Here is a 12,534-nt window from a genome sequence, read left to right as displayed (position 1 = left end):
CTCCCAGGCAATCTACGGCGCCAGCGTCACCTCAGATGTATCGGATACGGGTTTGGAAGCAAAGCGGCGCTCGCGCCAGAGGATGTAGATGCCGGAGGCGATGATGATCATGATGCCGAGCCATTTGATCGCATCCGGAAAGTCGCCGAAAACAAGCCAGGCAAAGATCGTGGCCGAGACGATCTCGAAATATTGCAGCGGCGCCAGCGTCGAAGCCGGTGCGGCGCGATAGGCGTAGACGCCGAAGATGCCCGCTATCGCGGCCATGGCGCCGACGCCGGCGACATAGAACCAGGCGTTGCCTACGGGCATGACGGGATCGAAGATATCGGAGCCGCTGCCATCGCCGGCAAAAAGCAGGACGGCGCAGAAGATCAGGCCCCAGATGCCCATCTGAAACTGCATTGCCCAGGGATCTTCCTTGTGCGACAGGACGCGCGTCATCAGCACGAAAATGGCGATGCAGAGCGCGGTGAGGACGGGCAGGAGCGCGATGTAGCCGACTTCGTTGAAACTCGGCTGTATGATCAGCATCGCCCCGAAGAAGCCGACGCCGCAAGCGGTATAGCGCCGCCAGCCGATCGTTTCCTTCAGGAAAATGCCGCCGAGGATCGTCACGATGATCGGCTCGACGAAGAAGATCGCGATCGCGTCGGCGACCGCCATATATTTCAGCGTGGTGACGAAGCAAATCATTGAGATGGTAATGATCAGACCGCGGATGGCATGGAACAGGCTCTGGCGCCAGGAGAAATCGTCAAAGCTGCGCCGCCATATGACGATCGGCAGCATGCAGAGAGCCTGCACCGCGAAGCGGCCGGCGGTGACCTCGGCGGAGGGCACGGTGACGACGGCGAGCTTGGCGAAGATGTCGATGAGCGGCGAGAACATCACCGAAAGAAACATCAGCGCAAGCCCCATCGTCACGTCGGAGGGGGATGAAACCGGCCGGGCGGAGGTGCTGTTCATGGTGGGATTCTCATCATCCGGGATTTTGGCCGTTCAGCTTTTGCCGACCGCGCCGTCACACCAGTCCGCGAAGGCGGCAATGGCTGCCTCTGCGCCGGTGTCATTCAGCGTTTCGTGCCGCGTGTCCTGATATATCTCAGTGCTGATACGGGAGAAGCCCTGGCGTTTCAAATGGTTTGACAACCAGATCACGGCTTTTCCTCGCTCGGTCGCCGGATCTTCTCCGCCGCCGACCAGATGGATCGGCAGGTCGCGCCGCAGCCGGTCGAGATGGATCATTTGCGGTGCGCGGAAGGTTAGTTCGAAGACGTCGAGCCAGAGCGAAACCGAGGCATCGAAGCCGCAAAGAGGGTCGGCGACATATTTGTCGACTTCGCCGGGCATATGCGACAGCCAGTCGAATTCCGTGCGGCGGTTGGCAATGGACCGGCCCCAGGCTGCGAAAGTGAGTTTCGGCAGGAGGCCGCTCGGGACGTCCGAGCCTTTCAGCATGCGTTCGGCGATAAGGATCGCCTGGGCGGCGCGGCCGGCAAAACCGACCGCGAAATTCGAATTCCACACGGCGACCGCGTTGAAGTCGTCCGGGGCGGTGACGGCGGCATTGAGCGCGATGAGGCCACCCATCGAATGGCCGAAGAGGATCACCTTCAGGCCGGGATGGCGCGAGACCGCGTGAGCGCGCATGGCAATGATGTCGCCGATCACCCGTTCGACGCCATCGCGCCGCGCGAAGCGGCCGATCGGGGCATCGGGCGCTGTCGTCTCGCCATGGCCACGGTGATCGTGGGCATAAACGTGATAGCCGCGCGCCGCCATTGCCTCGGCAAAGCGGCGATACCGCTTCGAGTGCTCCGCCAAGCCATGCGATATCAGCAGAATGCCGCAAGCGGGGCCGGTCGCCTCGGCATGGTGATAGGCCAGCGATGCTCCCGGCACGGAGAGCCATTGCGTTTCAGAAAACATTCGGATCCTCCCTGCCGCAGCAGAACAGATCGCTAGCGCATAATTTCTTAATGCGAAATCGATTTGAGGAATCATGCTTCAACTCAAAGTGATGGAACGTCCTTTGTGTGACTTTAAAGCGTTAGATGCAATCGATAACAAAATACGGGAGCGTTGCGATTCAGGGTTGCTGATGTTTACTCTTTGTGCTTATCTGTTCGTGCATTGTTCTTATATGGGGGTTGAAATGAGCAGCATGCAGTTGCGTACCTTGACGTTCGCCGTATCGATAGCCTTTGCCGGCGCCGCCATGGCGCAGGAGGCCGACGGACGCACCCGTTTCATTCTTGCGGCGAGCTGGCAGCCCGCCTTCTGTCAGACGAACCAGAAGAAGGCCGAATGCGCAAGCCAGACCGGCGAGCGCCACGACGCAACGAATTTCTCGCTGCACGGCCTCTGGCCGATGCGGCAGGATTATTGCGGCGTCAGCGACGACCAGAAGGCTGCCGACAAGGATGGTAAATGGGCTGCATTGCCGGAAGTGACGCTTTCGGCCGAAACGCAGGCGGCGCTGGCAAAGGCGATGCCCGGCACGCAGTCCGGCCTTGAACGGCACGAATGGACAAAGCATGGGACCTGCACGAAATTGAGTGTGGAGGATTATTTCGGCGTCGGTGTCCATCTGGTGGATGCTCTCAACGCATCGGCCGTGCGCGACCTCTTCGCCGCCAATATCGGCAAGACGGTCAAGGCCGAAGCGATCAAGGCTGCTTTCGACAAGAGCTTCGGGCCGGGTGCGGGCGAGCGCGTCAAGATGAGCTGCCGGCGAGCTGGCAATGTCAGGGTGATCAGCGAGTTGACGATCGGCCTGTCTGCGGATGCGGGAGCGGCATCGGCAAAAAGCGCGGGCCTTGCCGATCTGATCCAGGGGGCGGGAAAAACCTCGTTCGGCTGTGACGAGGGCGTTGTCGATGCGGCGGGCTACTGACCGGAATCCGGCGTAAACGGGTTTCGGCGTTGCTCACAGGCGTTGTTTCGCCTACATAGCGGCACGAAACGAAGTTTCCCGCCCGGAGCAGCGCAGCATGGCACGTCAATTCATCTATCATATGTCCGGCCTCAACAAGGCCTATGGCAACAAGAAGATCCTGGAGAACATCCACCTTTCCTTCTACCCGGATGCCAAGATCGGCATCCTCGGACCGAACGGGGCCGGTAAATCCACTGTGCTGCGCATCATCGCGGGCCAGGACAAGGAGTATACCGGCGAAGCCTGGCTCGCCGAGGGTGCCACGGTCGGCTATCTCGAGCAGGAGCCGAAACTCGACCCCACCAAGACGGTTTTCGAGAACGTCATGGAAGGTGTTGCCGCGAAGACGGCGATCGTCGATCGTTATAACGAATTGATGATGAACTATTCGGACGAGACCGCGGAAGAGGGGGCGAAGCTCCAGGACATCATCGACAGCCAGAACCTCTGGGATCTGGAAAGTCAGGTCGAGATGGCGATGGAAGCCCTGCGCTGCCCGCCGCGCGATGCCGAGGTCACCAGCCTGTCCGGTGGTGAGCGCCGCCGCATCGCACTCTGCCGCCTGCTGCTCTCGCAGCCGGATTTGCTGCTGCTCGACGAGCCGACCAACCATCTGGATGCCGAAACCATCGCCTGGCTCGAAAAGCATCTGCGCGACTATCCCGGCGCCGTGATGATGATTACCCACGACCGCTACTTCCTGGACAACGTCACCGGCTGGATTCTCGAACTCGATCGCGGCCGCGGTATCCCTTACGAAGGCAACTACTCCGCCTATCTGCAGGCCAAGGCCAAGCGCATGCTGCAGGAAAACCGCGAAGAGGCATCGCGCCAGAAGGCGATCAGCCGCGAGCAGGAATGGATTGCTTCCAGCCCGAAGGCTCGCCAGGCCAAGTCGAAGGCGCGTATCAAATCCTACGAGCAGTTGGTGGAGGCGGCCGAGAAGCAGCGTCCCGGCGACGCGCAGATCATCATCCCGGTGAGCGAACGGCTCGGCCAGGTGGTCATCGAGTTGGAAGGCATCACCAAAGGCTTCGAGGGTCGCACGCTGATCAACGACCTGTCGATCAAGTTGCCGCCGGGCGGCATCGTCGGCATCATCGGCCCGAACGGCGCCGGCAAGACGACCCTGTTCAAGATGATCACCGGCCAGGAAAAGCCGGATAGCGGCTCGATCCGCATCGGCGAGACTGTGCATCTCGGTTATGTCGACCAGAGCCGCGATGCGCTGGCCGCCGACAAGACGGTCTGGGAGGAAATCTCCGGCGGCGCCGAAATCATCAAGCTCGGCAAGTTCGACATGAACTCGCGTGCCTATTGCGGCGCCTTCAACTTCAAGGGCGGCGACCAGCAGCAGAAGGTCGGCAATCTCTCGGGTGGTCAGCGCAACCGTGTGCACCTCGCCAAGATGCTGAAGGCCGGTGGCAACGTTCTGCTGCTCGACGAACCGACCAACGACCTCGATACGGAAACGCTCGGCGCTCTCGAAAACGCGCTTGAGAATTTCGCCGGCTGCGCCATCATCATCAGCCACGACCGCATGTTCCTCGACCGTCTGGCCACGCATATCCTGGCTTTCGAAGGCGAGGGCCATGTCGAATGGTTCGAAGGCAATTTCGAGGACTACGAGCAGGACAAGATCCGCCGTCTCGGCCCGGATGCGCTGAACCCGGGCAGCCAGGCCCATAAGCGCCTGACACGCTGATCCTGCTTCATTTCTGCTTGCGAAAGCCCCGGTTCGGCCGGGGCTTTTTCATGTCAGACCCTGTCGCAATTTGCGCAGGCAATTTCGCGAACAGTGTGAATTGCCGCTTGCCACCGCTTTTCAAATCACATAAAGATATCTTTATATCTTGATTGGGCCAATGATGAGCGAACCTTTGAAGCTGGGACTGGATGGGTTGGTGGACGTCTTGAAGGCGGCCGGCGAGCCCACGCGTCTGCGCCTTCTGGCGCTTCTCGACGGTGGCGATCTAACGGTCACCGATCTGACCGAAATTCTCGGTCAATCCCAGCCGCGCATCTCCCGCCACCTGAAGCTGCTCGGCGAGGCCGAACTGATCGAACGCTACCAAGAAGGCGCCTGGGCCTATTTCCGCCTCAAGCAGGACGGCAAGGCGGCCATGCTCGTGCGGGCGCTGCTGAAACATGTCTCCGAGAATGATCCGACCATTCTTCGCGATGGCGAACGGCTTTCGCAGGTCAAGCGCCAGCGGGCCGAGCGGGCGCAGGCATATTTCAGCCGCAACGCCGCGGAGTGGGACGAGCTTCGCCGCCTGCACGCGGCTGATGAGGAGGTCGACGCCGCCGTCATCCGCCTGCTCGGCAACCAGCCGATCGATTCGTTGCTCGATCTCGGCACCGGCACCGGCCGCATCCTCGAACTCCTGTCCGGGCTCTATCGCCGCGCTATCGGCGTCGACGCCAGCCGCGACATGCTGAGCGTGGCGCGCGCTAATCTCGACAAGTCGCGTATCACCAAGGCGACGGTGCGCCACGCCGATATCCTCAACCTGTCGTTCGAGGGGCAGGATTTCGACCTGGTGACGATTCATCAGGTGCTGCATTTCTTCGACCAGCCGGAGATTGCGATCGCGGAGGCGGCGCGCATGCTGCGACCGGGCGGGCGGCTCGTGGTTATCGACCTCGCGCCGCACACGCTCGAATATCTTCGTGACGAACATGCCCATGTCCGTCTCGGCTTTTCGCACCAGGCGATGTCCGACTGGCTGCGCAAGGCCGGGCTCGACGTCGAGCAGGTCGTCGATCTTCATCCGGGTCAGCAGGGCGGGCAAGGGTTGACGGTCACCGTCTGGCTCGCGCGCGATCCGAGGCGCCTCATGGCTTCGCAACTAAGCGAAGGCGCCGAACCTACAATTGCCGGGAGAGTATGACATGGCTTTGAAAAACGAAGGACGCGGGCGCAACTTCGGAATCTCTTTCGAATTCTTTCCGCCGAAATCGGAAGAAATGGAAGGGCAGCTCTGGGATACCGTCGCTAAGCTGCAGGATTGGGACCCGGATTTCGTGTCGGTGACCTATGGCGCCGGCGGCACCACCAAGGCGCCGACGCTTTCGGCGGTGACGCGCTTCCTGTCGCAGACGCCGCTTGCCACCGCCTCGCACCTGACCTGCGTCGGTGCGACGAAGGAGGAAACGCATCAAATGATCGATACGTTTCGCAAGGTCGGAGTAAAGCATTTCGTGGCGTTGCGCGGTGATGCGCCTGGCGGCGTCGGGGCGCCCTATCAGCCGCATCCCGGCGGTTACGCCAATGCTGCGGAACTGGTGGCCGGCCTCAAGTCGGTCGGTGATTTCGAGATTTCGGTCTCCGCCTATCCGGAAAAGCATCCCGAAAGCCGTGATACGGCCGCCGATATCGAGATGCTGAAGCGCAAGGCCGACAACGGCGCCGACCGGGCGCTGACGCAATTCTTCTTCGACAACGACAATTTCGAGCGCTACCTGGAGCGGGTGCGCGCCGCCGGCATCTCGATCCCGATCGTGCCCGGCATCATGCCGATCCAGAACCTGACGCAGCTGAAGCGTTTCGCCGGCGCCTGCGGCGCGGTCATACCCGCCTTCCTCGACGAGCGCTTCGCGGGCTTCGACGACAAGCCCGAGGATCGGGCAAAGGTCGCGGCCGAAGTTGCTGCCGAGCAGATCGAGGATCTCGTCCGCCGAGGCATCGGTGATTTCCATCTTTATACGATGAACCGCGCACCGCTGGTTTCCGCGGTGCTCGACAATCTCGGCTACTCCCGCCGGGCGGCAAAGAGCGCGGGCGCCGCCGCTTGATTCTCTAGACGTTCAAAAGTGAAAAAGCGCATGTCGGGCGGGACATGCGCTTTTTCGTTGGCGGATTGATCAGGGGAGTTTAGGCACTATCAGCGTTACCAGCCCGTCAGCTCAGATAAAGAGCATGGACAGGACGAAAGCAAACGCTGCACTGACCAACAGAACATTCAAGGATTGCGTGAGTCCCATGTCTGTCTCCTCGCGTTAACCGGCCGATATTATGTCTGAAATATGTCGGTTGAAAAGCGGATTTTATGCTGCGCTGCCGAAGCGGCCGGTGGATAAGTCGAATGCAGTTTTCACAAGCTTTTGATAAAACGAGATAATTTCGCGTTTATTTTTGTTCACAGTTTTTAACGCGTCGTTAAATCGGGCGATTGGGAATTTACCTATGTGCCTGAAACAGGGCAGATCGACAATCGGTTGAAAACATAGGAATATACAGCCAGCTCTCACGCGGCTTTCACCAGCAGGCGGTAGGCGCGGCCATCGAGGATGACAAGGCCGAAACCGATCAGCGCCATGCCGGCGAATTCGCCAACCGCCAGCCGTTCTCCGAGGAAAAGCACGCCGAGAAGGATGGCGCTTGGCGGCACCAGCAGGGTGACAAGTGAGGCGTTGGTGGCGCCTGCCGCCGCCATGATCCGAAAATACAGAATGTAGGCGAAGGCGGTCGACACCAGCGCCAGTGCCAGGACGGCGAGCAGGATATCGAGCGGCGGCAAGGAGAGCGTCCAGGGGCGATCGGCCAGCAGCGACAGCGGCAAAGTGATCAACGAGGACGCGGTCAACTGGCCGGCTGCGGTGACTGGTGCCGGAACGTCCTTGAATCGCTTGCCGTAGGTCGCCGCGAACCCGTAGGAGATGGCGGCAAGCACGGGAAGCAGCAGCGCCCAGAGGGGGGCTTGGCCGCTGGCCGACAGGCCGGGGCCGACCAGCACGATCGTTCCGGCGAGGCCGACGAGGCAGCCGGCGATCTTGGCCGAGGACAACTTTTCGTCGGAGGTGAGATAATTGGCGATCAGCACGGTCCAGATCGGCGTCGTCGCGTTCAGGATCGCCGCAAGGCCGGCGCCGATGCGGGTCTGGCCGAAGAAGATCAGCGCATGCGGCAGGGCATTGTTGATCAGCCCGAGGATCAGGAATTCGCGCCAGCGGGCTTTCAGAGTCGGATAGATATCGAAACGGCCGGCGATATAGACGTGCAGCGCCAGCCCGGCCAGCAGCAGACGGAGGAAGACGAGCGTCAGTGGCGGGATATGCTGAACGGCGATGCGTGCGAAGAAAAAGGAGCCGCCCCAGATAAGACCAAGCAGGAGCAGCAGGCTCCAGATCCAGGCACTCATTCTGCTGTCCATGCCGTCTTCCTCCATCCAAAGCCGCATCGTTTAGACCCGGCGGCGCTCCTCACCATTATGCTTTAACGCGGAGGATAAGCGGCGCCACCCGTTTCTTGCGAAGCGAGCGGCGGGAGTGTCAGTGGCGATCAGAGAGCGTTGAGAAGGGCAGGCGTCGCCCAGCCATCGGCCGGTATGCCCAGGCGCTGCTGTTCCTTCTGGATCGCGATACGCGTGCCGGATCCGAGAATGCCGTCGATCTCGCCGACATCGTGGCCGAGCGACTGCAGCTTGGTCTGCAGCGTCTTCATCTGGTCGTTGGCAAGCCCTTGTTCCGGTGCGCCCTTGAGATAGGTCGGAGCGCCGGAAAGGCGGGTGGCGAAATAGGCAGCCGACGTCGTGTAAATGAACGACTTGTTCCATTCGAGATAGATCTTGAAATTCGGGTAGGCGATGAAAGCCGGTCCCATGCGGCCCTGCGGCAGCACGAGATCGCCTTCGAGATCGCCGAAAGCGGTGTTGCCGTCGCGCGGCTTGACGCCGAGCGCGAACCATTCGCCGGCCTTCATCGTGCCGCCGAGGCCGGATTTCTCCCAGGGCAGGTTGTCGGGCACGGTGACTTCCTGCAGCCAGGGCTGGCCGCGCTCGAAGCCGAGGTGCTGGATGAATTTCGCCGCCGTCAGGACGGCGTCCGGGCCGCTCTGCTTCACGTGGATATGGCCGTCGCCGTCGCCATCCATGCCATAGGCGATGATGTCGCGCGGTAGCATCTGGACCTGGCCGATTTCGCCGGCCCAGGCGCCGGTATTGGTGGCGGGATCGAGGTCGCCGTGCTCGACCATCTCGATCAAGGCGATCAGCTGCGGGCGGAAGAGCTCCGGGCGGCGGCAGTCGTGCGACAGCGTCACCAGGGCATTGCGGGTGTTGAAATCGCCCTGGACGGCACCGAAATCGGTTTCCATCGCCCAGAATGCGGTGATGACGCCTGGGGGAACTCCGAATTCCTGCTCGGCCCGGGCAAACACCTCGGCATATTGCTTCATCTTCTGGCGGCCGATGTCGAGGCGGGCCTGGCTGACGGTGCGCTGTGAGAATTCGAGGAAGGTCTGCTTGAAGACGCCCTGGGCACGATCCCGGCTCAGGACCTTGGGATCGATTTCGGCGCCGGCCAGCGCCTCGTCGGCGGCTGCGGCGCTGGCGCCTGCGGCGACCGCATCAGCCTTGACGCCCTGGAGGAAGGCAGACAGATCGCCGCCGCAGGGGGCTGCCGGAGCCGAGGCCGCTGGCGCCTGCTGGGCGGCCGCGCCGCCTGCAATAGCGAGGGCAAACAGGAGGGCGAGTGCAGAGCGGCTTGTGAGCGAGCGGTGCATGAATGCGGTCCTTATAGCAAATGGATGCCCGTCGCTTTCACAGAGGAATGTGACGGAAGCAAGAAAGATTGAAAGACGTTACTAAGAATTTCTATCCTTGGAAACGGCCGCGACCCAATTGTTCCAGTTCTTTGCGCTGCCGGCAAAGACGTTGATGTCGGTCGGCCCCTTGATGCCGGGAATAACGCCGGTCGAGGTATATTGCCAGAAGGCCCAGCGGCGGTCGGAATAGGTCACCTCGGGATGTTTTGCCACCGAGCGGACCCAGAAATGATAGTCCTGGAAGTAGCCGGCGAGATTGTCGCGGTGGAAATCGACCGAGGTGTAGATAATCGGGCGCTTGCCGTAATAGGCCTCCAGTCGGTCCATGAAACGCTGCATTTCGGAGCGTACGGTTTTCGCGTCGGGGCGGTAGCGGCAGGTCTTCGATTCGGCGTTCCATTCGACGTCGAGCACCGGCGGCAGGCGCATGGCCTCCTTCGGCACATTGCGGATGAACCAGTCGGCCTGCTCATCGGCCGAGGAGCAGAAATAATAGAAATGGTAGGGGGCGTTCGGGATGCCGGCGGCGCGCGCCTCGCGCCAATATTCATCGAAGCGCGGGTCGACCCTGTCCTTACCTTCCGTCGCCTTGATGAAGGCGAAGGCGACGCCGGAATTCCTCACCGTCGCCCAGTCGATATCGCCCTGCCATTTGGAGATGTCGATGCCGTGGATTGCATTTTGCTGCGGATGCTTCGGGCCGAAATCCTGCGGATCGGTGTCCTGGAAGCGCGTCTTCGGTTTGATCGATGCGGTTTCAAGATAGTCGTGACCGGAGGAGGAACAGCCCGCCAGCAGGCTGGCCAGGGGCAGAACGCAAAACAAAAGCCGGCGCATGGGTATCCCGTCGTGAACCGAATGATCTCTTTGCCCCACAGCCTGACCTTCGAAAATGACGAGCCCAGCAGAGGAATAACCCTCTTTTCATCATATCAACGTAAAAAATCGGTTAGTTTCAAGCGAATTATGAGCGCCTGCTGATGATGGCCGCCCGCCAGGCGTAACCGCCGCCGACTGTTTCGAAGGACAATCGCGCATTGTGTTCCTCGGCCTGCGCTTCCAAGATCTCCTGCAGATCGGCGCGTGGAGTGACGTGGAATTTTGCAAGCCAGGTCTGCAGCATGCGGCGGAACCAACGCGGCAGGCCTTCCTGCTGGCCGAAATCGACGATATGCAGCTGGCCGCCGGGATTGAGTGCGGCGATAGACGCATCGACGGCGCGTTCCCAGTCCGGGATCATCGACAGAGCATAGGAAATCAGGATGCGGTCGAAGCCGCTGACGCCGAATTCGCGCGGCGTAAACGCCGTGGCGTCGGCGACGCGGAATTCCGGGATTGTCGCTTTCGTAGCGAAGGTCTTGCGCGCCGAGATCAGCATTTCCTGGGAAATGTCGAGGCCGAACAGCTTGGCACTCGGGAAATACCTGTGGGCCAAAGCCATGTTGCGCCCGGTGCCGCAGCCGACTTCGAGCAGCGTGCCGCCATCAGGCACGTCGAGATTGCGAATCGTGCTGTCGCGGCCGAGGAGGTAATATTTGCGGGTCAGGTCGTAGATATGGCGCTGGTAGCGGTACATGCCATCCATCAGGCTGGCATGTTGATCGCTCTTTCCTGCCGTCTCGGTGCCGACCTTGCTCACGCCTTCTTCCCGTAAATATGGAAGCCGCCGTAGATCGCCGAGCGATCGAGCGCCGTCAGCTCTCGCGATTTCTCTTCGAAGTAATCCCACTGATCGCGGATCGACGGAGATAGGCGGCCTTCAATGATGCTCTTTTCGGCTGCGGTGCGGAAGATCACGCGCGCGCCTTCGCGCGCCGTGCGGGTGATTTCCCGCCAGACGTCGTTCAGTTGGCCATCGGTCATCCAGTCCTGCGCGTCGAGCAGGATGTAACGGTCGCGGGAGGCCGCCGGCTCGCGGGCCAGCAGTTCGGTGAAGCTTGCGTGGTGGACGTTGGCGCGGTCGACATTTGCGCGGATCACCTCGTAGTGCTCCGGCTTCAGATAAGTCGGCAGCGGGCCTTCTTCTTCGGTGCCGTAGCGGCGGCCGAAGGCCTGCCAGGCGAAATAGTTGTCGCGCATCGGGAAATGACAGGCGAGCTTTTCCAGGCGATACTTCAGCACCGGCGCGATCGAATGATCGGCGGCAAGACTTGCGAGCTCGTCATATTGCTGCGGCGGAATGCCGAGGCCGAAGAGCGAGCTTTTGCGGCCGGTGATCCAGCGTACGACCGGCTTTTCGAACAGGGGGGCGATTTGCTCGTCGAAGAACTGGCGCTGCTCGCGGATGGAGCGGGTCTTGGTCATTTCGCGTAGCTTGACGCCGTGCAGACGGGCAAGGAGATGGGCTGCGCCGATGAAGCGGCCGAGCAAGCCGGTTTCATAGATATTGCGGTCGAAGACGGTGACGCGGCGGCGTCCGAATTTGCGGCCGTTCCAATAGCTGCGGGTCGCCTCGTCGAGATTGGCGGCAAGATGCCGGTCGAAGGCGCGGCTGTTCGACTTCTCGTTCGGCATCGCCAGGAAGCGGACGAGATCCGTATGATCGGGCAGATGCTTGAAGGCGGCGAGCTTCAGTTTGTTCAGGGCGATATGGTGCGGGTTGAGGTCGACGACGTCGATCGAGGCCGGTGCCTTGGAGAGATAGGCGAGCATGTTGCAGCCGCCGGAGCCGATGGTGACGATGCGATGATTGGGCTTCAGCTCCATCGCCTGCATGTCGAGATCCGGATCCTCCCAGATCTGTGGATAGACGAGGCCGGAGAAGAGAAGACCAAAGAGACGCTCGGAGAAGCCCTCCTTCGAAAAAGCCTTGTGGCGGAGAAGGGCGTCCTTGAGTTTCCGGTTCTTGCGGAAGCCGGCATCCGGTGCAAATTCTGACATGAGTCTGTCACCTTTTTAGCGTTCAGGGCGTGTAGCGCGCCACTGCTACAGTTTGATGACGCGGGCTGTGGGCCTGCGCCGTTCGAAAACACTGCCCTCCTCGGAAAGTGATCGTGGTGACGGAATATTCTTCGCGTCGCGCCCTTTCCGGCAGGCGGAATTCCTG

Annotated in this window: 11 protein-coding genes; 4 read left to right on the top strand and 7 right to left on the bottom strand. The window is 61.1% G+C overall.

Annotated features, from left to right (window positions below; translation table 11 throughout):
* Positions 1 to 12: 12 nt before the first annotated feature.
* Both AMK02_RS14635 and AMK02_RS14630 read right to left on the bottom strand, forming a co-directional pair.
* Complete coding sequence (locus AMK02_RS14635) at positions 13 to 969, bottom strand: DMT family transporter (RefSeq protein ID WP_016733615.1); 957 nt, start codon at positions 967 to 969, stop codon at positions 13 to 15.
* A 33-nt stretch (positions 970 to 1,002) separates the two neighbouring features.
* Positions 1,003 to 1,932 carry an alpha/beta fold hydrolase gene (locus AMK02_RS14630; RefSeq protein ID WP_064803854.1) on the bottom strand — a complete coding sequence of 310 codons (930 nt, stop codon included), beginning with the start codon at positions 1,930 to 1,932 and terminating at the stop codon, positions 1,003 to 1,005.
* A gap of 226 nt (positions 1,933 to 2,158) precedes the next feature.
* On the opposite strand from AMK02_RS14630, the gene AMK02_RS14625 reads away from it, so the two are divergent.
* The 4 genes from AMK02_RS14625 to metF all read left to right on the top strand — a co-directional run bounded on the left by AMK02_RS14625 (position 2,159) and on the right by metF (position 6,739).
* Complete coding sequence (locus AMK02_RS14625; protein ID WP_064803852.1) at positions 2,159 to 2,899, top strand: ribonuclease T2 family protein; 741 nt, start codon at positions 2,159 to 2,161, stop codon at positions 2,897 to 2,899.
* Positions 2,900 to 2,996: 97 nt separating this feature from the next.
* Positions 2,997 to 4,646 carry an energy-dependent translational throttle protein EttA gene (ettA, locus tag AMK02_RS14620; RefSeq protein ID WP_011426118.1) on the top strand — a complete coding sequence of 550 codons (1,650 nt, stop codon included), beginning with the start codon at positions 2,997 to 2,999 and terminating at the stop codon, positions 4,644 to 4,646.
* A gap of 163 nt (positions 4,647 to 4,809) precedes the next feature.
* A complete protein-coding gene (locus AMK02_RS14615; RefSeq protein ID WP_064806250.1) occupies positions 4,810 to 5,835 on the top strand; it encodes an ArsR/SmtB family transcription factor in 1,026 nt (341 codons plus the stop codon).
* Between the two features lies 1 nt (position 5,836).
* Positions 5,837 to 6,739 (top strand): methylenetetrahydrofolate reductase [NAD(P)H], encoded by a 903-nt coding sequence (gene metF, locus AMK02_RS14610; RefSeq protein ID WP_020921810.1) that lies wholly within the window; start codon positions 5,837 to 5,839, stop codon positions 6,737 to 6,739.
* 452 nt (positions 6,740 to 7,191) lie between these two features.
* Here the strand turns inward: metF and AMK02_RS14605 are convergent, their stop codons facing one another.
* The 5 genes from AMK02_RS14605 to AMK02_RS14585 form a co-directional block, all read right to left on the bottom strand.
* Positions 7,192 to 8,097, bottom strand: coding sequence for a DMT family transporter (locus AMK02_RS14605; protein ID WP_064803850.1), 906 nt, complete (start codon positions 8,095 to 8,097; stop codon positions 7,192 to 7,194).
* A gap of 128 nt (positions 8,098 to 8,225) precedes the next feature.
* On the bottom strand, positions 8,226 to 9,446 hold the full coding sequence (locus AMK02_RS14600) for a lytic murein transglycosylase (RefSeq protein WP_064803848.1): 1,221 nt from the start codon (positions 9,444 to 9,446) through the stop codon (positions 8,226 to 8,228).
* Positions 9,447 to 9,527: 81 nt separating this feature from the next.
* Positions 9,528 to 10,325 (bottom strand): glycoside hydrolase family 25 protein, encoded by a 798-nt coding sequence (locus AMK02_RS14595; RefSeq protein ID WP_064803846.1) that lies wholly within the window; start codon positions 10,323 to 10,325, stop codon positions 9,528 to 9,530.
* Between the two features lie 127 nt (positions 10,326 to 10,452).
* Positions 10,453 to 11,127 carry a class I SAM-dependent methyltransferase gene (locus AMK02_RS14590; RefSeq protein ID WP_064803844.1) on the bottom strand — a complete coding sequence of 225 codons (675 nt, stop codon included), beginning with the start codon at positions 11,125 to 11,127 and terminating at the stop codon, positions 10,453 to 10,455.
* Complete coding sequence (locus AMK02_RS14585) at positions 11,124 to 12,368, bottom strand: DUF3419 family protein (protein WP_064803842.1); 1,245 nt, start codon at positions 12,366 to 12,368, stop codon at positions 11,124 to 11,126. Before AMK02_RS14585 ends, AMK02_RS14590 begins: the two co-directional genes overlap by 4 nt.
* Positions 12,369 to 12,534 lie beyond the last annotated feature (166 nt).

Origin of the sequence: Rhizobium sp. N731 (assembly GCF_001664145.1) — a bacterium.
Lineage (GTDB): Bacteria > Pseudomonadota > Alphaproteobacteria > Rhizobiales > Rhizobiaceae > Rhizobium > Rhizobium esperanzae.
This window is presented reverse-complemented; position numbering and strand designations above follow the sequence as displayed.

Excerpts from the sequence above, each read along its gene's own strand:
- AMK02_RS14600 (WP_064803848.1), bottom strand. The coding sequence starts at position 9,446 with ATGCACCGCTCGCTCACAAGCCGCTCTGCACTCGCCCTCCTGTTTGCC.
- ettA (WP_011426118.1), top strand. The coding sequence starts at position 2,997 with ATGGCACGTCAATTCATCTATCATATGTCCGGCCTCAACAAGGCCTAT.
- AMK02_RS14625 (WP_064803852.1), top strand. The coding sequence starts at position 2,159 with ATGAGCAGCATGCAGTTGCGTACCTTGACGTTCGCCGTATCGATAGCC.
- AMK02_RS14635 (WP_016733615.1), bottom strand. The coding sequence starts at position 969 with ATGAACAGCACCTCCGCCCGGCCGGTTTCATCCCCCTCCGACGTGACG.
- AMK02_RS14605 (WP_064803850.1), bottom strand. The coding sequence starts at position 8,097 with ATGGACAGCAGAATGAGTGCCTGGATCTGGAGCCTGCTGCTCCTGCTT.
- metF (WP_020921810.1), top strand. The coding sequence starts at position 5,837 with ATGGCTTTGAAAAACGAAGGACGCGGGCGCAACTTCGGAATCTCTTTC.
- AMK02_RS14615 (WP_064806250.1), top strand. The coding sequence starts at position 4,810 with ATGAGCGAACCTTTGAAGCTGGGACTGGATGGGTTGGTGGACGTCTTG.
- AMK02_RS14630 (WP_064803854.1), bottom strand. The coding sequence starts at position 1,932 with ATGTTTTCTGAAACGCAATGGCTCTCCGTGCCGGGAGCATCGCTGGCC.
- AMK02_RS14595 (WP_064803846.1), bottom strand. The coding sequence starts at position 10,325 with ATGCGCCGGCTTTTGTTTTGCGTTCTGCCCCTGGCCAGCCTGCTGGCG.
- AMK02_RS14585 (WP_064803842.1), bottom strand. The coding sequence starts at position 12,368 with ATGTCAGAATTTGCACCGGATGCCGGCTTCCGCAAGAACCGGAAACTC.